Source organism: Nocardia sp. NPDC005998, from assembly GCF_040614395.1.
In the GTDB taxonomy this organism is placed as follows: Bacteria; Actinomycetota; Actinomycetes; order Mycobacteriales; family Mycobacteriaceae; genus Nocardia.
The window spans coordinates 58,133-80,536 of record NZ_JBEXUI010000004.1 but is presented as its reverse complement, the minus strand read 5'-3'; the positions used below and the strand labels follow the sequence as shown (position 1 = coordinate 80,536).

The 22,404-nt window shown below is 65.9% G+C and carries 20 protein-coding genes; 11 read left to right on the top strand and 9 right to left on the bottom strand.

The window, feature by feature from the left end; all coding sequences use genetic code 11:
* Nucleotides 1–78: 78 nt before the first annotated feature.
* The 6 genes from ABZ293_RS08760 to ABZ293_RS08735 all read right to left on the bottom strand — a co-directional run bounded on the left by ABZ293_RS08760 (nt 79) and on the right by ABZ293_RS08735 (nt 4,165).
* Complete coding sequence (locus ABZ293_RS08760; RefSeq protein WP_330254661.1) at nt 79–678, bottom strand: MerR family transcriptional regulator; 600 nt, start codon at nt 676–678, stop codon at nt 79–81.
* 187 nt (nt 679–865) lie between these two features.
* A complete protein-coding gene (locus ABZ293_RS08755; protein WP_062985690.1) occupies nt 866–1,339 on the bottom strand; it encodes a bifunctional nuclease family protein in 474 nt (157 codons plus the stop codon).
* 160 nt (nt 1,340–1,499) lie between these two features.
* On the bottom strand, nt 1,500–2,336 hold the full coding sequence (locus ABZ293_RS08750; RefSeq protein WP_354956480.1) for a MerR family transcriptional regulator: 837 nt from the start codon (nt 2,334–2,336) through the stop codon (nt 1,500–1,502).
* Nucleotides 2,337–2,409: 73 nt separating this feature from the next.
* Nucleotides 2,410–2,895, bottom strand: a complete 486-nt coding sequence (locus ABZ293_RS08745; protein WP_354956478.1) for an FHA domain-containing protein — start codon at nt 2,893–2,895, stop codon at nt 2,410–2,412.
* A gap of 170 nt (nt 2,896–3,065) precedes the next feature.
* On the bottom strand, nt 3,066–3,464 hold the full coding sequence (gene gcvH, locus ABZ293_RS08740; protein ID WP_354956476.1) for a glycine cleavage system protein GcvH: 399 nt from the start codon (nt 3,462–3,464) through the stop codon (nt 3,066–3,068).
* A 116-nt stretch (nt 3,465–3,580) separates the two neighbouring features.
* A complete protein-coding gene (locus ABZ293_RS08735; protein ID WP_354956535.1) occupies nt 3,581–4,165 on the bottom strand; it encodes a CDP-alcohol phosphatidyltransferase family protein in 585 nt (194 codons plus the stop codon).
* 293 nt (nt 4,166–4,458) lie between these two features.
* On the opposite strand from ABZ293_RS08735, the gene ABZ293_RS08730 reads away from it, so the two are divergent.
* From ABZ293_RS08730 to ABZ293_RS08710, 5 genes are all read left to right on the top strand, one after another.
* Nucleotides 4,459–6,153 (top strand): GMC family oxidoreductase, encoded by a 1,695-nt coding sequence (locus ABZ293_RS08730; RefSeq protein ID WP_355178694.1) that lies wholly within the window; start codon nt 4,459–4,461, stop codon nt 6,151–6,153.
* 186 nt (nt 6,154–6,339) lie between these two features.
* Nucleotides 6,340–7,788, top strand: coding sequence for a DUF2252 domain-containing protein (locus ABZ293_RS08725; RefSeq protein WP_355178692.1), 1,449 nt, complete (start codon nt 6,340–6,342; stop codon nt 7,786–7,788).
* Nucleotides 7,789–7,878: 90 nt separating this feature from the next.
* Nucleotides 7,879–8,781, top strand: coding sequence for an NERD domain-containing protein (locus ABZ293_RS08720; RefSeq protein WP_355178690.1), 903 nt, complete (start codon nt 7,879–7,881; stop codon nt 8,779–8,781).
* A 218-nt stretch (nt 8,782–8,999) separates the two neighbouring features.
* On the top strand, nt 9,000–9,341 hold the full coding sequence (locus ABZ293_RS08715; RefSeq protein WP_355178688.1) for a hypothetical protein: 342 nt from the start codon (nt 9,000–9,002) through the stop codon (nt 9,339–9,341).
* Nucleotides 9,342–9,668 (top strand): phosphatase PAP2 family protein, encoded by a 327-nt coding sequence (locus ABZ293_RS08710; RefSeq protein ID WP_355178686.1) that lies wholly within the window; start codon nt 9,342–9,344, stop codon nt 9,666–9,668.
* Between the two features lie 18 nt (nt 9,669–9,686).
* Here the strand turns inward: ABZ293_RS08710 and ABZ293_RS08705 are convergent, their stop codons facing one another.
* The gene (locus tag ABZ293_RS08705) at nt 9,687–11,624 is read right to left on the bottom strand and encodes an acyl-CoA dehydrogenase (RefSeq protein ID WP_355179109.1); all 1,938 of its coding nucleotides are present in this window, start codon (nt 11,622–11,624) and stop codon (nt 9,687–9,689) included.
* 246 nt (nt 11,625–11,870) lie between these two features.
* On the opposite strand from ABZ293_RS08705, the gene ABZ293_RS08700 reads away from it, so the two are divergent.
* The 4 genes from ABZ293_RS08700 to ABZ293_RS08685 all read left to right on the top strand — a co-directional run bounded on the left by ABZ293_RS08700 (nt 11,871) and on the right by ABZ293_RS08685 (nt 17,171).
* Nucleotides 11,871–12,506, top strand: coding sequence for a TetR family transcriptional regulator (locus ABZ293_RS08700; RefSeq protein WP_355178684.1), 636 nt, complete (start codon nt 11,871–11,873; stop codon nt 12,504–12,506).
* Nucleotides 12,506–13,438, top strand: coding sequence for an ABC transporter ATP-binding protein (locus tag ABZ293_RS08695; protein ID WP_355178682.1), 933 nt, complete (start codon nt 12,506–12,508; stop codon nt 13,436–13,438). The genes ABZ293_RS08700 and ABZ293_RS08695 overlap by 1 nt, the downstream gene beginning before the upstream one ends.
* Complete coding sequence (locus ABZ293_RS08690; protein WP_355178680.1) at nt 13,435–15,072, top strand: ABC transporter permease; 1,638 nt, start codon at nt 13,435–13,437, stop codon at nt 15,070–15,072. The genes ABZ293_RS08695 and ABZ293_RS08690 overlap by 4 nt, the downstream gene beginning before the upstream one ends.
* Before the next feature lie 176 nt (nt 15,073–15,248).
* The gene (locus ABZ293_RS08685) at nt 15,249–17,171 is read left to right on the top strand and encodes a VWA domain-containing protein (RefSeq protein WP_355178678.1); all 1,923 of its coding nucleotides are present in this window, start codon (nt 15,249–15,251) and stop codon (nt 17,169–17,171) included.
* 55 nt (nt 17,172–17,226) lie between these two features.
* Here the strand turns inward: ABZ293_RS08685 and ABZ293_RS08680 are convergent, their stop codons facing one another.
* The gene (locus tag ABZ293_RS08680; protein WP_355178676.1) at nt 17,227–18,081 is read right to left on the bottom strand and encodes a TIGR03619 family F420-dependent LLM class oxidoreductase; all 855 of its coding nucleotides are present in this window, start codon (nt 18,079–18,081) and stop codon (nt 17,227–17,229) included.
* A 178-nt stretch (nt 18,082–18,259) separates the two neighbouring features.
* Between ABZ293_RS08680 and ABZ293_RS08675 the strand changes: the two genes are divergently transcribed.
* Nucleotides 18,260–19,822 (top strand): threonine/serine exporter family protein, encoded by a 1,563-nt coding sequence (locus tag ABZ293_RS08675; RefSeq protein WP_355178674.1) that lies wholly within the window; start codon nt 18,260–18,262, stop codon nt 19,820–19,822.
* A 66-nt stretch (nt 19,823–19,888) separates the two neighbouring features.
* On the top strand, nt 19,889–20,551 hold the full coding sequence (locus ABZ293_RS08670) for a biliverdin-producing heme oxygenase (RefSeq protein WP_355178672.1): 663 nt from the start codon (nt 19,889–19,891) through the stop codon (nt 20,549–20,551).
* Between the two features lie 43 nt (nt 20,552–20,594).
* Here the strand turns inward: ABZ293_RS08670 and ABZ293_RS08665 are convergent, their stop codons facing one another.
* Nucleotides 20,595–22,106 (bottom strand): sugar transferase, encoded by a 1,512-nt coding sequence (locus ABZ293_RS08665; protein WP_355178670.1) that lies wholly within the window; start codon nt 22,104–22,106, stop codon nt 20,595–20,597.
* Nucleotides 22,107–22,404 lie beyond the last annotated feature (298 nt).

Genomic DNA, 22,404 nt, shown 5'->3' with positions numbered 1-22,404 from the left:
GGGCGTGTAGCGCTCATCACTTCGGCCGGACAGACGAGTGCCCGCCGCCGCAGCGACGGGCACTCGACAAATCGATCCCTAGCCGGTCTTCCGGTTCATCCGAGCCTTACGACGGAAGGACAGCTCATCCTCCGGCCGCTCGCTCGCGCTGCCGCTCACGGCCCGCTCGGCCGGGAAGTTGGCGATGGCTCCGGTCAGTTCCCGCATGGCGCCGCTGACCGCGATTCCGAAGACGCCCTGCCCACCCTGCAGTAAATCGACTACCTCCTCGGGCGAGGTGCACTCGTACACCGAGGTCCCATCGGAGAACAACGTAATGCCCGCTAGATCCTGCACGCCGCGACTGCGCAGATGGTCGACGGCGATGCGAATGTTCTGCAACGAGATGCCCGCGTCCAATAGTCGCTTCACGATCTTCAAGACGAGAATGTCCTTGAACGAATACAGGCGCTGGCTGCCCGAACCCGCAGCCCCACGGATGGACGGAACGACCAATCCGGTGCGCGCCCAGTAATCGAGCTGCCGGTAGGTGATCCCGGCCACCTGGCACGCGCTCGGTACGCGGTAGCCCACCAAATCGTCGGGCACCGAATCATCCGGGAACAGGCCTGGCTGTACCACATCCTGCGATTGCTCTGCCACTGACCACTCCCTTGCTTCGCCGACGCCTAGCCTCATCGATGACCCGGCTCCGTCACGACCAACGACCGGCCGTAACGGACGTGGCCCAACTATCGAGATTACTCCCTGTGATTCTCCCGGGAGCGGCATCGTCGGACCAAACGCGACGCGCGGTACGAGTCTCGACCTCTACTTCACCTCTAGAAGAAAGAGCTCGACCAACCCACCGCCCTGGCGCAGCGGCTCAGCTGTCGGTGGCCTTGAAGTCATCCGGCGAAACGGATTCGAGGAACTCCTTGAACTTCTCCACCTCGTCCTCGCGCTCGTCCGGCATGACCAACCCGGCCTCTTCGAGCACCGGTTCCTCGGCATAAATAGGGCAACCCACCCGCAAGGCGATCGCTACCGAATCCGACGGCCGGGCCGAGATCCGCAGATCGTTGTCGAAGACCAGATCCGCGTAGAAGGTGCCCTCCTGCAGATCGACGATCCGCACTTCCTTGAGAGTGTGCCCGAGGTCGGCGATCAGGATCTTGATCAGATCGTGGGTCAGTGGACGGATCGGGGTCACCCCCTCTTGTTCGAGCACGATCGCGGTCGCCTCGGCCTGCCCGATCCAGATCGGCAGATACCGGTCTCCAGACACCTCGCGGAGCAACAGCACGGGCTGGTTCTGTGGCTGCTCGACACGAATGCCGATAACGCGCATCTCACTCATCGCACTGCCTCCCAATGACTCGCCGGCCGCCCGGCATGACCGCTGCAGGGCTCGCCGTACCACGAGTCTAAGCGAACCGCGAGGCGTCAAGCATTCCGTGTGCACAGCCGAAATCGGCGTGTTGCCCCTCTGGAACGCAAAGCGAAACCCGCCGGAACTCTCAGCTGCCGAGCGAAGACCGCACCGAAGCCTTCACCAGACAGGTGTGCAGCGTCAGCGACAGCGCCGCGAGTTCGCGCACCGTCTCCTCCGCGCGGGCCCGCGCACCGGCGTCGCGGCTCTTGGCGATCGGGGCCGCAATCTGCGCAACCAGCGCGGCCTCACGATCCGCGGCCAGCTTGAAGGCGCGCAAATGCCGTGCCTCCAGCCCGAATTCGGCCATCGCTTTGGCGGTCTTGGCCAGCGTCACCGCGTCCGCATCGAAAAATCCCGCGGCGCCCGGCGTGATCAGATTGGCCCGAACCAGGTCGGTGAGGAATTTCTCGTCGATCTCGGCCTGGGCGAGCAGATCCGCGCGGGTGAGTCGGATTTCGTGATCGAATCGCAGCTCGTCGGGCGAGATCTCACCGGGTACGACACCGAGTTTGCGCGGCGCCGCGGTCCGGGGCGCGGTATGCGCCGAAGGTGTTGCGGTGGGCGCGGAGTCGGGCAATGAATGCCCGGCCTCCGGCGCACCGCTGCGGCCGGAGTGCGCCCGGGCGCGGGCTTCCCGCACACCGAGCGTCGCCGCACCGCTGTCGATCGCTTCGAGCTGTTCCTTGATCACCTTCAAAGGCAGGTACTGATCGCGCTGTGCGGTCAGAACGAATCTGAGCCGTTCACAGTCCGCGATCGAGAACCTGCGATAACCCGACGGTGTGCGCTCGGGTCTGATCAGCCCCTCGGCCTCGAGGAAGCGAATCTTCGAAATGGTGATGTCCGGAAAGTCCGGTCGCAGCAGGTCCAGCACGGAGCCGATCGACATGCCTCCGCGAGCCCACTGCGCCGCGCCCGTCATAGCACCGAGTCTTTCATGACACAGCGTTCTTCCCTGTCAACACCGTCGACACGCATGATCCGTGCCGCAGGAGTCACAGGCTGCCCGCACCCGCCGATGGCTCGTTCACCTGGGCCCGTGGTCCGGTGAGGAACACGAGGCGGAACTTGCCGATCTGTACCTCGTCACCGTTCTGCAGCTCCGAGGAGTCCACCGGCTCCCGGTTGACGTAGGTGCCGTTGAGGCTGCCCACATCGACCACCTGGAAGGAATCGTCGTCCTGCCGGAACTCGGCGTGCCGACGGCTGACGGTGACGTCGTCCAGGAAGATGTCACTGTCGGGATGGCGCCCCGCCGACGTGGTCGGCTGATCGAGCAGGAACCGCGAGCCCGCGTTCGGGCCTCGCTTGACGACCAAGAGGGCTGCACCGACGGGCAGACCCTCGACCCCTTGGACCGGCTGTTCGCCGGTCACCTCAGCGGAGCGCGACGCGTCGACCTCGTTCAGGAAATCCGCGCGGAAGACCGACGTCGTCTCGGCCGCGGTCTCCCCGTAACCCGGGTCTTTGTTCTCGCTCACCGTTTCTCTCCTCCTCGAACCTGATTATCCATGCAAGCAGGTGCTGCCTTCACCGCCACGACCTGGGGATCCTGACGCTAGAACACCGGCTGCCAAGCACCGGCACATCTGTTGGCTTTGACCGTACCCTGCCAGGGCGTACCCGTGCAGGTAGAACCGGGAAGGCTTGGTCAGCCCCCGATAACTCCTTGATAACCCGCGGCATCCAGCAGTGCACCGAGTGCCGCATCCGTGCTGGCCTCGTCGCTCAATTCGAGCTCGAAGATCCATCCGTCGCCGTAGGGATCACTGTTCAACGTTTCCGGCGTCGACGTCAGATCCTCGTTCACCGCAACGACTTTCGCGGCGAGCGGGGCGTAGATGTCGGAGACGCTCTTGGTCGACTCCACCTCGGCGATGCTGTCCGCCGCGGCCACGTCCTTGTCCACATCGGGCAGTTGCACGAACACAACGTCACCGAGTTGAGACTGGGCGTAGTCGGTGATACCCACCCGAACCCGGGTCGGGCCGATCCGCTGCACCCATTCGTGTTCCTCGGTGTAGCGCAGATCCTCGGGGGTCTGGGTCACAGGCCGTCCTTTCCTCGATCGGCAGATCGTTGTCGAGCGACCTGCGGGCAGTCGCCACTGATCGTTCCGAGCGACCCGCAACAGGTCGCTACGGGTGTACAAGGCAACTCTAATCGCTACTCACTGCGGTGTGGCACAGCCGGTATCGCTCGCGCGACGGCGAAAGCCTTCCATAGGTAGAGCACGCCGGTCCACACATACACCGCCGTGCCCCAGACCAGGAATGCCCCACCGAAGGCTCGGCCGAAACCTGCCAGCGCCCAGTCCATCTGACCGGCCAGCAGCCACGGCAGCGCGGACATCAAACCGAAGGTGGCCGCTTTGCCCAGGTAGATGACCTCCGGCGGGTCGAGCTCGCGGCGTTTGTACACCGAAAGAGTCAGCGCGAGGATCGCGTCCCGACCGATCAGGATCACCGCGACCCACCAGGGCAGCAGCCCGCGGATGACAAAGGCGGCCAGCGTGGTCACCAGGAACAGCCGATCCACGAACGGGTCGAGCAGCGCGCCGAGCCGCGAGGACTGGTCGAGCAGCCGGGCCAGCTTGCCGTCCAGGAAGTCGGTGACGCCGCTGGCCACCAGCAGTGCGAACGCCCAGCCGTCGGCCCGCACCACCAGCAGTAGCCACAGGAACAGTGGAACGCCGACCAGTCGCAGCACGCTCAGGACATTCGGGACGGTGAGGATGCGGTCGGCGAAGATACCGCCGACGGCCGGGTCGTCCGTATCGCCCGTGCCGGAGTCGGCGCGTCCGCCCGGTTCCGTCTTCCCCGATTCGGTTGTCACAGCCCCGTGCATACCGCACCGACCCCGGTTCACGCCATCCGGGCACGCCGGTTGCGGACAGTTTCACGCACGGGCAGGCTGGTTTTTCGAGCGACCTGCAAGCAGTCGCCAGCAGCGCGTTACGCCACACCTCAGCCGGTGACAGAATGAGTGTGAAACCATCTCATCTGGTTGCGAACAGGCTGTCGCACGGTTCAGAGAGGGAAACCATGCCCGCATTCGACTACGACGTGGTAGTGATCGGCTCCGGATTCGGCGGCAGCGTGAGCGCGCTGCGCCTCACCGAGAAGGGCTACCGGGTCGGCGTACTGGAGGCGGGTCGCCGCTGGCCCGCCGAGGATATTCCGAAGACGAATTGGAATGTGCGCAAATCGATCTGGGCCCCGCGGCTCGGTCTGACCGGACCGCAGCGGATCAGCATCCTCGGCAAATGCGCGGTCTTCTCCGGCGCTGGCGTCGGCGGTGGTTCGCTCATCTACGGCAACACCCTCTACGAGCCGCTGCCGAACTTCTACACCGATAAGCAGTGGGCTCATATCACCGACTGGAAGGCCGAACTGGCGCCGTACTACGACCAGGCCCAACGCATGCTGGGGGTGGCGCCGAATCCGCGGATGACACCGGCCGATGAGGTCATCAAGGAGATCGCCGACGATCTGGGTGTCGGCAATACCTTCCACCCGACCAATGTCGGTGTGTTCTTCAACGAGGCCGATCCCGGCACCGAGGTCGATGACCCGTACTTCGGCGGCGCGGGCCCGCGCCGGCGCGGCTGCGTGCACTGCGCGCAATGTTTCACCGGCTGCCCGAACAATGCCAAGAACACCACCACGACGAATTACCTCTACTTGGCCGAAAAAGCCGGGGCCGAAGTGCATCCGCTGACCACCGCGACCGCGGTGCGGCCGCTGTCCGGTGGCGGCTACGCGGTCGAGACCGAGCGCTCGGATCGCTGGATCCGCAAGCAGCGCAAGACTTTTACCGCCGAGCAGGTGGTATTCGCCGGTGCCGCGCTCGGCACCCAGAAGCTGCTGCACAAGATGCGCGATGAGGCCGTGCTGCCCAACCTGTCGCCGCGCCTGGGTGAACTCACCCGCAGCAACTCCGAGGCGATTCTCAATGTGGTGAGCCGCTCACGCCGCGATTTCGCCGAGGGCATCGCGATCACCTCCTCCATCCATCCGGAGGCCGATACCCATATCGAGGTATGCCATTACGGCAAGGGGCAGAACGCACTGTTCCCGATGTCGGTGCCGATCGTGGACGGCGGCGCATTCCGATTCCTGCGTTTCCTGCTGGCGATCGTGTTGCATCCGCTGGTATTCCTGCGCAGCCTCAATGCCCGCCACGCCTCGGAGAAGTCGGTGATCCTGCTGGTCATGCAGTCGCTGGACAATTCGCTGACCTCCTATCGCAGGCGCGGGAAGTTGAAGACCGAACAGGGCACCGGCGAACCGAATCCGACCTGGATTCCGCTGGCCCACGATATCGGCCGCCGATTCGGCGCCAAGGTCAACGGCGATACCCACGGCCTGATCATGGATGTGCTGAACATCCCGGCCACCGCGCATTACATCGGTGGCTGCGTGATCGGCGCGGGTCCCGAGGCCGGTGTCGTCGACCCGTATCAGCGGGTATTCGGGCACCCGGGGCTGCATATTGCCGACGGTTCCGCGGTCACGGCGAACCTCGGGGTCAATCCGTCGCTGACCATCACCGCACAGGCCGAGCGCGCGATGGCGTTCTGGCCCAATAAGAACGAGGCCGATCCGCGTCCGGAACTCGGTTCGCAGTACCGGCGGATCTCCCCTGTCGCGCCGAAACATCCCGCGGTGCCAGCGGCCGCACCCGGTGCGTTGCGGTTGCCGATCACGCCCGCTGATCCGGTCGTCCCCGCGACCTGACCGAGCTGACGCGCGCGGAGCGAGTCTTACGAGCGACCGTTCGCGGCCCGTCTCGCGTCCGCGCGAAGGCGCGGCCATCAACTCGGCCGAGTGGCCGAAGCGCATGCTCGGCATGCGCGAGTCTCGGCCGCTCGGACGCGAGGCTCACCCGTCGCCCGACCAACCCCCTCATCGAATCGCTACGCGATGCTGGATATTCGGGGCCGCGAACGCGCCGCGCCGCAGGTGCGGCAAAATGTCACAGTGTTGGACGGTGGTATCAATCTTCGCTCGTACGTCCCTGCCGAGGAGGTGCGCGCCCGCGGTCGCGCACTCCGGCAGCGGGTTCCGGTCACCGCGCGGGACCGGGCGGCCACCGGATCCGGGCGGCCGGATGTGCTGGAATTCCTCGCGGCCAGCAATGCCGGCCGGTTGCCGCATCTGGTGCCGCTGCGGATCGGCCGGATGATCGCCTCGCCGTTCACCTTCTATCGCGGCGCGGCCGGTCTGATGGCCGCCGATCTCGCGGGCAGTCCGGACAGCGGTCTGTCCGCACAGCTCTGTGGTGACGCACACGCCGCAAATTTCGGCCTCTACGGCACGCCGCGCGGCGAAATCGTCATGGACATCAATGATTTCGACGAAACCATTGTCGGCCCGTGGGAATGGGATCTGGAGCGGCTGGCCGCCAGCCTGGTCCTGGCGGGCCGCGAAGGTGGTGCAGCGGAAGACGATTGCGTGCGAGCCGCCCGTGATGCCGCGCGGTCATATCGGCTCACCATCGATCATCTCGCCAGCCAACCGTTCATGGAGTCCTGGAGCGCACTGCCGGATGAGTCGATCCTGAGTCGGGCCAGGGCCGATGATCTGCTCGACGACTTCAAGAAGGCCGCGAAGAAGGCGCGCAAGAACACCAGCGCCAAGGTGGTCGAGAAGTGGACCGAACATCTCGAGGATCACCAGACCGGGATCAGCAGGCACCGATTCGTTAGCGACCCACCGATTCTCACACCCGTCGACGATAAGATTGCCGAGGAGATCATCGACGGCCTCGAACGCTATGGCGACACCTTGCGCGAGTCCCGGCGCAATCTGCTGGCCCGATTCGCGGTGTCCGATATCGCCTTTCGCATCGTCGGCACCGGCAGCGTCGGCCTGCACAGCTATGTCGCGCTGCTGCACGGCAACGACGGTGAAGCGCTGGTGCTGCAGCTCAAGCAGGCCGATCCCTCCGCCTTGCGACCGTTCCTGCCGGTGTCGGCGCCGCGGCACGAGGGGGAACGAATTGTGCAGGGCGCCAGACTGGTTCAGTCCGAGAGCGATATCCTGCTGGGGTGGACCACATTGCGCTTGGCAACCGGTGAATTGCCGTTCACGGTGCGACAATTCCGCAATATGAAGGGCAGTATCGACCCGACGGAGCTGTCATCGGAGGATCTCGACGATTACGGCAGGCTGGCCGGTGCGCTGCTGGCCCGCGCGCATTCGCGCTCCCTCGATCCGCGGCTGCTCGCCGGGTACCTCGACGGCGATGCGGCTTTCGAGGACGCCATTGCGCGCTTCGCCATCCGCTATGCCGATCGGACCGAGTCCGACCACGCCGCATTGGTCGAGGCGGTGCGGGCTGGAAAGATCGCAGTGGAACATCCGCAGTAACACGCCGCATCTGGTCGCAGGCGCGGCGAACCGGGCCATGTTGTCCGTATCCTTGCCACCATCGAGTGACGACGTGAAGGGCGGTCGCGAATGCTCGTGCGAGTACAGAACCCGGCAGGCACCAATGCTGAGCGGGCGCTGATCGACTGGCTGCGCACCTGGAAGGATCCGGCCAGCCCGCACGGGGTCGCCACGGTCAATTGCAGTCTGTTCCACAATGATCGGCTGCATCAGTTCGACGCCGTGGTCTGGACCCCGACCAGTTGTGTGGTGATCGAGGCCGAGGCACTGGTGGCACGCCAGGACGGGGTGCTGGAGGTGCCGCTCAGCGGCCCGTGGACGATCTCCGGCCAGCCCATCGCCATCGAGGCCCGCGATCGCCGTACCCCGCTGGACAAATCGCGCGAACACACACTCGCGCTGCAGAACTGGCTGGCCGCGCGTGGTCTCGGCCAGCGCGCGGTGCACGGTGTCGCGCTGATCGTTCCGCTGCGCGGCGCCGAGCTTTCGGTGAAGCAGGAGTGGAGCGATCCGAGTTTCGACGTGATCCTCGGCACCGACCCCGATCGGCTGCGACACTATTTCGAGACGCTGGCCGACTCCGAGAAGAACATCCACCTGTGGACCGCCAACGATGTCGCGGTGGCCTTCCGCAGCCTCGGCATCCTGCCCTATCTGCCCGCCCCACAGGATCTGATCAACGAGGGTTTCCTCGGCCCGATCGATGTCTCCCTCTGGCACGGCGGTCCGCAGCAGGCGCAGGCAGAGGCGTATGCCGCGGAACTCGCGGAGGCCGAGAAGAACGCCGACGCACCGGCCGTCGTCATCGAGGCGCCCTGGTACAGCCCGTGGAAGCTGTATCCGCGGCAGGCGGGCGATATGGACCTCGGACGCGCGTTCATGCGCATCGCCCTGGCGACGGGCATGATCGTCGCTTTCGCATGGGTGATCTGGTTCGTGATCACCGCGGTATTGACTTACGGGCCGGGGTGACGTCGCGCCGGTCCGATGGCGGTCGGCTGCTCCTCGATCGGCTGTGCGCCGGGTCCGCGTCCGCGCATCGGTGCGCGGGCGTTCGACCACGCCGAGCGGCCGCTGCCCCGACGCGTCCAGCACCGCATGGGTCCTGATCGCGTTCGATCCGTACGGAAACGCTCGCAGGTGCGCCCGCGACCGGCGCCGTCGGTACGCGGGTGCCCTATCGTCGAGCGGTGATCGTGGCGTGGAAGGTGGCCGGGTGGCTCGGCCGGGTCCGAGCGAACCTCGTCGCGCTGTGCGTGGTGTTCATCGGTATCGGCATCGCGGTTACGCTGCCGCTTACCTTTCCCCGCGATGGCGGTTCCACCGATCTCGATCGCGCGCTTGCCGAGCCGATCCATTCGGCGATGGACGACCGTCCCGGCATCTACCAGGCGCTGGTGATCCCGAGCAATGGCTACATTCTGATCCCGCTACTGCTCGCGGCCGCCGCCTGGTTCGGCTATCGGGGGCAGTGGCGGCGCGCCGCGGCGATGGTGGTACTTCCGGAGGTTGTAGTCGGGATCAACAGCTGAGTGCTCAAACCACTCTGGGATCGACCGCTGCACGACTATCTCGCGTATCCGAGCGGGCATACGGTGCATCTGGTCGCGATCGCGACCACATTCGTGCTGCTGACCGACTCGATGCGAGCACGGGTGCGCACCGTCGTGATCGCCACCGTCGCGCTGCTCTGCGCGGCGGTCGGCATGATCGGACTCGGCTACCACCTGCCCACCGATATCCTCGGCGGGACAGCTGCAGCGATCGCACTGGTCACCGCGTGCGGGCGCCCGGCCGACCGCCTGCTCGAACCGACCGGACGGATTCGCCCGGCCGCTCGCCGCCGTTCTCAGCGCTGATTGCGGTGTGCCGCACCGCTATATGGTCGTCCGGATGGCCGTCCGATCGAAGACGCTGGCATCATCGAGCAGCGCCGCCCGCAGCATGCTCTCCGGCACACCCATGCCCTCGACCAGGGTGAGCGCGTCCGGGCGCAGCCGGTCGACGAGTTCATTGACGCCGCGGCGCACCGCCTTCGCGCGATCGACCGACATGAACCGGTGCATGATGAACCAGGCCTGGTTCTCCTCGAGCATCGAGTAGACGTAGAGGTCGCAGACGGTTTCGGCGAGTTCGCGCGCCGCCGGATCCGCGATGCCGGCAATGCCTTCGATGAACTCCTCGAGAATCAGCCGGTCGATATGCGCGGTACCCGCGGCCAGGATGTGGTCCTGCGCGTTATTGAATGCCTCGAACGGAGTGGTGTCCTTGGCGCGGGCCCGCAGCCGGTGCCCTGCGGTGCGAACCAGATAGTCCTCACGGTCGGCGAACAGTTGCAGCTGCACCGAGCGGCGGGACAGGTCGCCGTCGTCGACGCTATCGTCGCCGCGGTCGCGCAGCGTCTGGATCAGTTGGCGCACACCGGACCGCTTGCGCACCACATCACCGGCCATCGTCGCGGCGAACCGCACCCAGCCGAGCGCGTCCAGATCGCGGATCTCATCGGAATAGGCGGTCAGCAGTTCCTTGGCCACCAGCTGGGTCAGCACCACATTGTCACCCTCGAAGGTGGTGAACACATCGGTATCGGCCTTGAGCGTGACCAGGCGGTTCTCGGTGAGATAGCCCGCGCCGCCGCAGGCTTCGCGGCATTCCTGGATGGCGCGGGTCGCGAATCTGGTCTGCGCCACCTTGAGTCCGGCGGCCCGCTTCTCCAGGGCGCGCTGCGCGCCGGGATCGAGATCCTGACCGGTCTGCACCAGATGCATCCGGCGGACCAGATCATTCTGGGCGAATGCGAGTGCATACGACCGGGCGATCAATGGCAGCAGCCGCCGCTGATGACTGCGGTAGTCCAGCAGCAGGGTCTCCTGACCGCTGTCCGGATCGGAGAACTGGCGACGCTTCAGCGCATACCGCGTCGCAATGCTCAACGCCACCCGCGCACCGGCCGCCGCCGCACCGCCGACGCTGACCCGCCCGCGCACCAAAGTGCCGAGCGTGGTGAAGAATCGGCGGCTCGGATTCTCGATATCGGAGCTGTAGGTGCCGTCCGGTGCGACATCGGCATACCGGTTGAGCAGGTTCTCGCGCGGAATGCGGACCTGATCGAAGACGATGCGTCCGTTGTCGACGCCGGGCAGACCGCCCTTGAGGCCATCGTCGTAGGTGGTCACGCCGGGCAGATCGGCGCCGTGCGCATCGCGGATCGGCACCAGGAAGCAGTGCACGCCCTGGCTCGTCCCCTGGGTGATCAGCTGCGCGAAAACCGCGGCCATCCTGGCATGTTCGGCCGCGCCGCCGATGTAGTCCTTGCGCGCCGACGGCGTCGGCGACTGCACGACGAACTCCTGGGTCGCCGGATCGTAGGTCGCGGTCGTCTCCAGATTCGCGACATCGCTGCCGTGTCCGGATTCGGTCATCGCGAAACAGCCGAGCAGATCCAGTGAGATCAGCCGCTCGACCACATCGCGATGCCGTTCGGTCCCGAGGTTTTCCACGGCACCGCCGAACAACCCCCACTGCACTCCCGATTTCACCCATAGCGACAGGTCGGCATAGGCCAGCATCTCCAGCCCGACCACGGCCGCGCCCGGCTCCCCCGTGCCTCCGTGCTCGCGCCGGAAACCGGCCTCCGCGTATCCCATCGTCGCGATGACCCGCATCTGCTCGAGCACCCGGGCTCGGGCCGCGCGGTAGTCGAGATAGGGGTCGCCGGAAAACCGGTCGTCGGCCAGCTGCACCCGGGCTTCGGCGCGCACCGCACGCCATGGGCCGTCGAGTGCATCGCGCAGGTGGTCCGATGTCGAGCGAATCTCGGTGTCAACCATGGGACCGACACTAGCGTTTCACCGACGTCCAGCGACCGGTTCGCACCGATGACATATCACCCCCAGTGACTGCCTCCAACGCTCTGACCAGCGGATTCGGTAGTCACAAATATCGTGACACGACATCTTCGCCGAACTCTTGCCTTGCGGTTGAACGCGCGTTTAATATACTAAACATGTGTTCAACCAGAGAGCCGTACCGAAAGGATCCGCCGAACTAGGAGGCGCCGCGTGACGCCGACCCCGAATTCGGATCTCACCACCGCCGCCCGCATACGCGATATTGCGATCGAGATGTTCGGTGACAACGGATTCCAGGTCGGAGTGCGTGCGATCGCCACAGCGGCCGGTGTCTCCCCGGGACTGGTCAACCATCACTTCGGCTCCAAGGACGGCCTGCGGGCCGCCTGCGATGAGCGGGTGCTGGAGTTGATCCGGGACCAGAAGTGGAAGACCGCCACCGAGACGAACGTCGCGAAAAGCATGCTCACCGCGATGTCCGAGATCGAGGCATACGGCCCGCTGGTCGCCTATATGGTGCGCAGCCTGCAGGCAGGGGGACCGTTGGCCGAATCCCTACTCGAGCACATGATCTCGGACGCCGAGGAGTACATCCGGGCAGGCGTCGAGGCGGGCACCATCAAGCCGAGTCGCGATCCGGCCGCGCGCGCCAGATATCTGACGATGGTCAACGTCGGCGCGACCGTCCTGTACTTCACCCTGCTGCAACAACGCGGCGAAAAGATCAACTACCGCAAGCTCGTTCGCACCATGACCGAAGAGTTCATGATGCCCGCCGCGGAGCTCTACGCCCAGGGATTCCTAACCGACCCAACGATCTTGGACATACTCACCAAGGAGACCTGATGTCCGACATCATCGAAGTTCGCGATCTGCACAAGAACTTCGGCCACTTCGCTGCCCTCAATGGGCTCGATCTCGCGGTAAGCGATGGCGAAATCCATGGCTTCCTCGGCCCGAACGGCGCAGGGAAGTCGACCACCATCCGTATCCTGCTCGGGATCCTGCGCGCCAGCTCCGGCGAGGTCCGGCTGCTCGGGGGCGACCCGTGGACCGATGCGGTCGAGCTGCATCGCGAAATCGCTTATGTACCAGGAGATGTCACACTGTGGCCGTCACTGTCCGGTGGTGAGACCATCGACCTGCTCGCCAGGATGCGCGGGGAAATCAATCCGCAGCGTCGCACCGAACTCATCGAGCGCTTCGACCTGGATCCGCGTAAGAAGGCGCGCACCTACTCGAAGGGCAACCGACAGAAGGTCGCATTGATCTCCGCGCTCGCCTCTGATGTGCGTCTGCTGCTGCTCGATGAACCGACCTCGGGCCTGGATCCATTGATGGAGCAGGTCTTTCGCGAATGCGTCGACGAGGCCAAACAGCGCGGCACCACGGTCCTGCTCTCCAGCCATATCCTCTCCGAGGTGGAGGTGCTGTGCGACCGGGTGACCATCATCCGGGCCGGGCGCACGGTGGAAAGCGGGTCGCTATCGGATATGCGGCATCTGTCGCGCACCTCCATCACCGCCGAATTGCTCGGCGACCCGGGCGACCTCAGCCGTGTCCCGGGTGTCGAGGACATCGAACGCGACGGTTCGACGCTGCGCTGCCAGGTCGACGGTGAACATCTCGGTGCGCTGATCCGGATCCTCGGCGATGTCGGAGTACGCAGCCTCACCAGTGCACCGCCGACGCTGGAGGAGCTGTTCCTACGGCACTACCACGTCGACGGCGCGACCTCCGAGCAGGCGAGCGCGACCATGCAGAAGGTGGGATCATGACAACCGCAACCGTGGGCGGCAGGCATTACGCCGCGCCCGCAGCGCGCGGGTCGGCCAACTTCGCCGGTACCGCCCAGATGCTGCGACTGTTCCTGCGGCGCGACCGAATCGTATTGCCGCTGTGGGTGTTTGCCTTCGGACTGCTGCCCGCCTTCTATGTCGGCAGCGCCAAGGCCGTCTACACCACGCAGGCCGACCTCGATCATGCGGCGAAGTCGGTCATGGAAAGCCCGGCGCTCGTTGCCATGTACGGGCCGGTCTTCAGCACCGACCTCGGCTCGGTCGGACTGTGGAAGGCCGGGCCGTTCTACGCGATGATCGCGATCGCGACGATCCTCACCGTCATCCGGCACACCCGGGTCGAGGAGGAGACCGGTCGCGCGGAGTTGGTGGGCGCCACCAGCATCGGCCGCTACGCGGGGTTGACCGCCGCCATGATCCTGACGGCGACCGGCTGTCTGACCGTCGCCGTGCTGAGCGCCCTTGCGCTCTACGGCAGTGACCTGCCCGCCGCCGGATCGCTGGCCTACGGTGCGACGCTCGGTGGTTCCGGTCTGGCCTGGGCCGGGGTCGCGGCCATCGCGGCACAGGTGAGCGTGGGTGCACGGGTCGCGCGCGGGGTGGCGTTCGGCGCGCTCGGCGCGGCCTTCGCAGTGCGCGCGGTCGGCGATGCGGGAAATGGTGTGCTGTCGTGGTTTTCGCCGCTCGGCTGGTGCATCAATATGCGGCCGTATGCGGATGAGCGCTGGTGGATACTGATCCCACTGCTCACCGTCGCCGTTGTGACCACCGCAGCCGCGTATATGCTTCTGCGGCAACGAGATACGGGCTCGGGCCTGCTCGCCGAGCGGCCCGGCGCGCCGGTCGCGGCGCCCACGCTGTCCGGTCCATCGGGGCTGGCGTGGCGGCTGCAGCGCGGCTCGCTGCTGGCCTGGTCCATCGGCTTCCTGCTGTACGGATCGCTGATGGGCGGCGCCATCAACAGCGTCGGCGACATGCTCGAGAACAGTAAGCAGATCCGCGATGTGATCAACCGGATGGGCGGCACGGATGTGCTGCAGAATTCCTTCATCACCTTCGCCCTCAGCATGTTGGCCATCGCGGCATCGGCCTACTCCATCTCGGCCGTGCTGCGGCTGCACGAGGAGGAGTCGAGCCAGCGTGCCGAGGCCACCCTGGCCGGATCGGTGAGCCGAGTGCGCTACGCGCTCAGCCACATCGGCATCGCACTGGTCGGCCCCGTGGTACTGCTGCTCATCGCGGGCGCGGCGGTCGGCATCATCTACGGGATATCGGACGGCAATCTCGCGGGCAAGCTCGGTGACTGCCTCGGCGCGGCGGCGGTTCAAGTGCCCGCCGTGTGGGTGCTCACAGGCATCGCCGTGACGATCTACGGTCTCGCGCCGCGCTACACCCCGGTCGCCTGGGGCGTACTCAGCACGATGATCGCCATCTTCGTCATCGGCTCCCTCGACGGACTGCCGCAGTGGGTCCGCGACCTGGTCCCCTTCGTCCATCCGCCGAAGCTCCCCGGTGCGCCCTTCGAGGCCACCCCGATCCTGTGGCTACTCGGGGTCGCGGTCGCATTGCTCGCGGTCGGGATCGCGGCCTTCCGCCGCCGCGACCTGCGCTGACCGAATAGATACTGCCCCGTCACAAGTTACAGCTCGTGACGGGGCTGCTTTCTTGCTGCCGCGTGGCCCGCCGGTTCGGACGACCGGCTATGTCGACGCGCGTCTCGAGAATGGGAACAACGGCATTCGATGGGTAACCTCTGCTGCTTATCGGAGCGAAACAAGCAGATGAGGCAATGTCGATATTCTCCCAACACGTTATCCGACTCACCGCGGCGACCGCCGCAACGTTGCTCGGACTCGCCGTGGCCGCGTTACCCGCACAGGCACAGCAGGGCCCGCAATCACCGCAATATGCGCCGACCATGTTGATCCTGGATGCCTCCGGTTCCATGCAGCGACCGGATCCGGCGGGCACCATGATGGACGCGGCCAAGAATGCCGTCCGTTCGTTCGTCGGCACCGCACCCGCCGAATCCAAAGTGGGACTGACCGTTTACGGCACGAGTACCGGAAACAGCGAGGCGGAGAAGACATCCGGCTGCCGTGACGTGCAAGTCCTGCACAAACCTGAGACTCTCGACCGGACCGCATTGACCAGCGCGGTCGACGGGATCAAGGCCAGCGGCTGGACCCCTATGGGTACCGCACTGCGCCAAGCCGCCGACGCCCTCCCGAAGTCCGGTCCGCGCTCCATCGTGTTGGTTTCCGATGGCGACGACACCTGCTCCCCACCAGATCCGTGCGAGGTGGCACGAGAATTGAAGCAGCAGGGTCTCGACCTGGTCGTGCACGCGATCGGGTTCGCCGTGGACGCCAAGGCCCGCGCCCAACTCACCTGCATGGCCCAGGCAACCGGCGGCACGTACAACGACGCTGCCGACGGTCCCGCACTCGAGCGCACCCTGCCACGCGTGAGCTCCGCCGCACTGCGCAACTACAAGGCGGTCGGCACACCGATTACAGGCACCGGAAAATACGACACCGCTCCGGTGGCCTCCCCTGGTCAGTATTTGGACACCCTCGGTCAGAAGGAAAAGCGCTATTGGGCAGTCGATGTCCCGGCCGGAGCGACCGCGTACTTCAGCGGCACCCTGTCCTTCCCGCGCCTGCCCAATATTTCCTCGACCGAGGATATGAACACGCTGCAGCTGCGGATCTACGACGCCGATGGCCAGGATTGCAATGTCTTCGAATCCGAGCAGGCGACCAGTTCCAGCGACGGCGTCGCGCTCACAGTGGCCAAGGCGTTCGACGGCGCGACCAAGCAATCCACTGGCGGCAGCTCCGATAAGTGCAAGGGCGGTGGCCGCTACTACTTCCAGCTGACCTGGGACAGAGTGTCGGCCGGTGTGCCGGAACGACTTCCGATCGAGCTGCTGGTCGGTATCGAACCCGCGGTGACCGATGCCGGTCAGGTCGCGGTCGCGCCGTTGACGGCTTTCACCGAGCCGAGCGGCACGGGCACCCCCGTCTCTGGCGGCCCGTCCTTCACCGCGGCCAGCACCCTCACCGGCAGCGGCCGCTACACCGACACCATCCGGCAGGGTGAGTTCGTGTTCTATCGAGTGAAGCTGGATTGGGGCCAAGGGTTGGCGTATCGAGTCCACTACGGCGGCAACGGCCGGCACGGCGTCGACAACATCGCGAATGTCCGCACCACCCTCTACAACCCGATCCGTGAGGCGATCGACTCGGACTTCTCCTCCTACACCGGCAGCGACACCGTACTACCGACGAATACGGCGATGGCCACCGTGCCGATTCGGTACAGCAACCGCAAATCCGATGTGCTCGATACCCGCAACGAGGCGGTGGCGGGCTGGTACTACATCGCGGTCAAGCTCGGCTCGAGCTTCACTGACAAGGGCGACAACCAGCCGGTTTCAGTGCAGTTGGATCTTACCGTGACCGGCGCCACGGAAAGCGGCCCGACGTACGCGACCGCCGTCGGCGATGGGGTTTTCGGCGAGAACTCCGCCGGCCCGAAGTCGCCGACCAGCCGCACACCCGGCTCCGCCGCCGCGCCTGCGGAATCGACGGCGTCCGAATCGAATTCGTCGACGGGCACGATCGTGGTCGCCCTTCTCTGCGTCGCGGTCATCGGCGCGGCCGGTGTGCTCATCGGACTCCTCGTCGCGCGGTGGCGACGCGTCTAGTGCTGCGCGAAAGCCCGCTGACACCGTGGTGTCAGCGGGCTTTCGGGCTCCGCGCTCAGGCCGCCGCTGCGATACCCAGCTTCCCAGCCAGGCGAGTCAAGTACGCGCGCACGTCATCGGCATCACGGTCCGGCAGCCCGAAAACCGCCTCGGTAATACCCAATTCGGCCCATTGCGCGAGCTGCGCCGCATCATGGCGTCCGGCCAGTGCGATGATCTCCGGACTGCCCTCGCGCTCGTGCTCGCGCCAAACCCGGTGCAGCAGTTCGATCTTCTCGCCGAGCCCGTCCTCGGTGGGGGTGGTGAGCCAGCCGTCGGCGTTCTTGGCCAGCCAGGTGAACGACTGCTCGGTCCCGGCCGCGCCGAGGATCACCGGAATCCGTTTCTGCACCGGCTTGGGCCAGGACCAGCTCGGTCCGAAGTTCACGAACTGACCCGCGAAGCTGGCCTCCTCATCGGACCAGAGGGCGCGCATGGCATCGAGGTGTTCCCGCAGCACCGTCCTGCGCTTGTTCGCGGGAACCCCGTGATGCGCCATTTCGTCAGTGTTCCAACCGAATCCGACGCCGAGGCTGACCCGGCCGCCGGACAGATGGTCCAGGGAGGCGAGGGTCTTGGCGAGGGTGATCGGATGGTGTTCGGCGGGCAGTGCGACCGCGGTGGACAGCGTGATCCGACTGGTGACGGCCGCCGCGGTGGCCAGCGCGACCCAGGGGTCCAGCGTGCGCAGATAGCGGTCATCGGGCAGGCTGGCATCCCCGGTGCGCGGATGCGCGGCCGCCCTGATCACCGGGATATGGGTGTGTTCGGGCACGTAGAACGCGTCGAATCCGGCCTGCTCGGCGGCCGCGGCCGCATCGGCGGGCGTTATGCCCCGGTCACTGGTGAACAACACAATTCCGTACCGCACCGTACTCGCTCCCATTCGCTCGCGACTGCTGCCCGGCCGCTCGAAGTATCAGCAAATTAGAACAAGTTCTATCACTTTTGCCAGCTCCGACCAAGTGTCCGGACAACCGTCTGGCAATCGATGTACTCCGCGACCACAGCTGATGCGACATCGGCGCCGGATGACTACGGTCACGCACATGGGTCTGGAAACACTCTCAGGAGGAGACGACGCCGCAACCCCGGACGACCCCCTGGGCAAGCGGCCCCGACTGCGTTTCTTCCGAGCACCTCGCATCCCCGTCGTCAAACAGGCGGTCGACCTGCTGGTCGCCGACCGTCCGGCCACCGCGGACACCATTGTGGCCGCGCCGACACCGCTGCAGCCGATCGATCTGACCGACGACGCCCGGGTCGCGGAGGTCCTCGACCTAGCGGTGCGGGTCGGAGAGGTCGTGCTCGCCTCGGGTACCGGTGTCGTCGATACGACCACCCAGGTTCGCTTCATCGCTGCCACCTACGGCCTGTCCCGCTGCGATATCGATGTCACCTACGACGCGATCAGGATCTGGGCCGACCGCGGCCCGCAGCTGCCACCGGCCAGCACCATGCGCGTGGTGAAGTATCGGTCCCTGGACTTCACCCGCCTCGCCGCGGTCGACCGCCTCACCCGCCGCATCCGCAATGAGGTCGTGTCGCCGGAGGATGCCCGGGCGCAGCTCGATGCGATCACCTCGGCACCGCATCCGTACCACCGTTGGATCGCCACCTTCGGCTGGTCACTGCTTGCCGCATCGATCGCGGCGCTGCTCGGCGGCGGCTGGCTCGTCGCCGCGGTGAGTTTCGGCACCACGCTGGCGATCGATCGCGCCAATCGCGTCCTGAATCGCTACGGGCTGCCGTTCTTCTTCCAGCATGTGGTGGGCGGCGCGATCGCGGCGACACCGGCGCTGCTGCTGGCGACACTCGCGGCGACCGTCCATATCGATGTCGACCCGACGCTGATCATCGCCGCCGGAATCACCGTGCTGCTCAGTGGTTTGCAACTGGTCGGCGCGGTGCAGGACGGAATAACCGGCGCACCGATCACCGCGACCGCGCGCATGCTCGAGGTGCTGATGATGACCGGCGGCATCATCGCGGGCATCGCACTGGCACTGCGGGTCGGAGAGCTTGCGGGTGCCACGGTGCCGCCGGTCTATCTCACCTCCGGCCGTGATATCACCGATCTGCCGATCAAGATCGCCGCCGGTGCGGTGGCCGCGCTGACCTTCGCACTCGCCTGCTACGCCGAGCGCCGGGCACTGGCCGCCGCCGCGCTCGGTGGCGCGGCGGGCACGATCTGCTTTCTGCTGGTGCAGCATCTCGGCTTCGGCCCGGTGATCTCCTCCGCGGTCGCCGCGACACTGGTCGGCCTGGCCGGTGGTCTGATGGCACGCCGGTCACTGACTCCCCCGCTGGTCGTCGCGGTCGCGGGCATTACTCCGCTGCTACCGGGTCTGAAGGTGTACCGCGGACTCTACGCACTGCTCAATGACGAGTTGCTGATCGGAGCCAATCAGGTGCTCGCCGCGGTCGGCGTCGGCTGCGCGCTGGCCGCGGGGGTGACCCTCGGCGAATGGATCGACCGGACCGTGCGCAGGCCGCGCATTACGAGCCGGTTCGGCTCGATCCGCAGGCCGGTCATCGTGCGCCGACGCCGCCCGCCGCGCCATCCCCTACGTCGGGACACGAGTCGATCTCGAGAGACGCACCGGGAGTGAGCCGGTATGGTTGTACCGGCTGGTAAGGGTGCCCAAGGCGCTGAGCGATAGCGAGGTGGTTCAGGAATGTCGGACACCGTCCCGTTCTCCACGGCGATCCGCACCGCCACCGCACAACAGCATGAAGAGGCCGAGAACTCCTCGTTCATCAGTGACATGCTCGGCGGCTCGCTCGGCATCGATTCCTATCATCGCTACACCACCCAGCTCTGGTTCATCTACCGCGCGCTCGAGGGCCGCTGGGAAACGCTCGCCGATGATCCGGTCGCGGGCCCGTTCATTCGACCGGAACTGGCCCGCACCGCGGAACTCCAGCGCGACCTCGCCCATCTCATCGGCCCGCACTGGCGCGACTCGCTCGAAGCACTGCCCGCCACCGCCGCCTACGCCGAGCGTATCGATGAGTGCGCCCGTGCTTGGCCCGCCGGATATATCGCCCATCACTACACCCGATATCTCGGCGATCTCTCCGGCGGCCAGGTCATCCGCGGCACCGCCGAAAAGCTCTGGAACCTGCCGCATCGCGGCGACGGCGTCCGCTTCTACGTCTTCGACGGCGTCGGCAATCCGGCCGCCTTCAAACGCGAATACCGCGCACTGCTCGACCAACTGCCGCTCGATGATCTCGAGCGCCGTCGCGTACTCGACGAGGGACAGCAGGCCTTCGCACTCAATACCGCGGTCTTCGCCGAACTCGCCGCCGAATTCCCGGCCCGCCGCCCCTCCTGAGGGGATACGCGCTCGCCCCAGGCGATTCGCCCCCGGGGCGTGATCAGTAGGCCCCCTCGCCGCGCGCGACAGCGCCGATGGTCTTGGCGATCAACAACAGATCCAGAATCATGGACCAGTTTTCGACATAGGACAGATCCAGGCGCACCGAATCCTCCAGCGAAAGATTGGATCGTCCGCTCACCTGCCACAGGCCGGTCACGCCCGGCTTCACCAGCAGCCTGCGCCGCATATCGCCGTCGTAGGTGTCGACCTCGCGCTGCACCTGCGGGCGCGGCCCGACCACGCTCATCTCACCGCGCAGCACATTCAGGAACTGCGGCAGCTCGTCCAGGCTGAACTTGCGAATGATCTTGCCGATCGGGGTGATTCGCGGATCGTCTTTCATCTTGAAGAACACCGGATTGCCGCCATGAGATTCGATGAGTGCCGCGACCTGACGGTCCGCGTCGAAGTACATGCTGCGGAACTTGATCATCTGGAACGGCTTGCCGCCGCGGCCGATTCGTTCCGAACGGTAGAAGACCGGCCCGGGACTGGTCAGTTTGACCAGGATCGCGATGGCGAGCAGCGCGGGCAGGATGGCGAGCAGCACCCCACCGGCGAAGCACACATCGAATACCGCCTTACCGGTCGACTTCGCGCGGTCGTACTGCGGTTTCGCGATGTGCTGCATCGGCATGCCCGCGACCTGGCGGTTCGTCAACCGGGTGCCCGCGATATCGACGACACCTGGCGCGACGATCAGCTCTACACCGAGCGGGTCCAGATCCCAAGCCATCCGGCGCAATTCGACCGGCCCGAGATGATCGGTCGCCGTCACCGCGACGGTATCGGCACCGCTGCGGCGCACCGCGTCGAGTACCGAGCGGTCGTCGCCGACCACCGAAAACGATTTTCCCGACGCCCGGATCGCGTATTCGGTGGCATCGGTGCCGCCATCCGGAAGGCACACCCCGACAACCCGATACCCGGAGGCCGGATCGCGGGAGAATGCGGCCGCCATCGCCTGCGCCGCCTCCGCACAGCCGACCACCAGCACCGAGGTCCGGTACTCGCCGACGCTGCGCCGCTGCCGGGTGTGCAGCCGCCACAGCAATCGGCTCGACATCAATCCGAATAGACCGAGCGGCAGCGCTATCGCGAGATATCCACGCGCGAACTCGATCTGCAATATCAGCGACATGATCGCCAATGCCCCGAACAGCCGCAGGGTGGCCGAAACCAACCGGCGGTATTCTTCTGCCCCACTCCCGACCACCTGGGGCGATCGGGTATTGCACGCGGCCAGGAAGGCGAGCCAGGTGAGCGCGAGCAATACCGAAACCACGGTATAGCCGACCTCGTACGGCATGGGCCATGCCAGCGGGGGCGCGACGGGGCCGCCGAATCGGATCAGCTGCGCCAGGCCGATCGACGCGGCGATTACCGCGAAATCCGTTGTGGCCAAGCGCCTTACATACTCTGCCTGCCAGCGTTCGCGCTCCGAGCGCGGCAGTGTTCGGGACGGACCCGTGACGTCCAGGTCGTCATCATCGGTGAGCTCGAAGCTCATTGAACACGCACCTCCCCCTGGGAGTATTTGTTGCCCCCGATCCCCGTCGACCGGTCCCCTCGACGCAATCCGGCCGCCCGGGGTGTTCCTTCAGTCGGCGGTCAGAACGCGATTGTTACAGAACACAATCCCATTCATCCACCGAACAGAAAGGGCCGCAGCGTATTCCACGCAGTAGCCAACATTCGGACGGTCGGTTTTTTGGGACCCGTGATCGAAAGGCAACATGCAGAAAGTCGGCAGGTGGCGCACCCGCAGCCCGGCCATCCAGAAGTGATAGTGGGGGATCCACCCCCCA

Excerpts from the sequence above, each read along its gene's own strand:
- ABZ293_RS08760 (WP_330254661.1), bottom strand. The coding sequence starts at position 678 with ATGAGGCTAGGCGTCGGCGAAGCAAGGGAGTGGTCAGTGGCAGAGCAA.
- ABZ293_RS08755 (WP_062985690.1), bottom strand. The coding sequence starts at position 1,339 with ATGAGTGAGATGCGCGTTATCGGCATTCGTGTCGAGCAGCCACAGAAC.
- ABZ293_RS08750 (WP_354956480.1), bottom strand. The coding sequence starts at position 2,336 with ATGACGGGCGCGGCGCAGTGGGCTCGCGGAGGCATGTCGATCGGCTCC.
- ABZ293_RS08730 (WP_355178694.1), top strand. The coding sequence starts at position 4,459 with ATGCCCGCATTCGACTACGACGTGGTAGTGATCGGCTCCGGATTCGGC.
- ABZ293_RS08725 (WP_355178692.1), top strand. The coding sequence starts at position 6,340 with ATGCTGGATATTCGGGGCCGCGAACGCGCCGCGCCGCAGGTGCGGCAA.
- ABZ293_RS08720 (WP_355178690.1), top strand. The coding sequence starts at position 7,879 with ATGCTCGTGCGAGTACAGAACCCGGCAGGCACCAATGCTGAGCGGGCG.
- ABZ293_RS08695 (WP_355178682.1), top strand. The coding sequence starts at position 12,506 with ATGTCCGACATCATCGAAGTTCGCGATCTGCACAAGAACTTCGGCCAC.
- ABZ293_RS08690 (WP_355178680.1), top strand. The coding sequence starts at position 13,435 with ATGACAACCGCAACCGTGGGCGGCAGGCATTACGCCGCGCCCGCAGCG.
- ABZ293_RS08685 (WP_355178678.1), top strand. The coding sequence starts at position 15,249 with ATGTCGATATTCTCCCAACACGTTATCCGACTCACCGCGGCGACCGCC.
- ABZ293_RS08675 (WP_355178674.1), top strand. The coding sequence starts at position 18,260 with ATGGGTCTGGAAACACTCTCAGGAGGAGACGACGCCGCAACCCCGGAC.
- ABZ293_RS08670 (WP_355178672.1), top strand. The coding sequence starts at position 19,889 with ATGTCGGACACCGTCCCGTTCTCCACGGCGATCCGCACCGCCACCGCA.
- ABZ293_RS08665 (WP_355178670.1), bottom strand. The coding sequence starts at position 22,106 with ATGAGCTTCGAGCTCACCGATGATGACGACCTGGACGTCACGGGTCCG.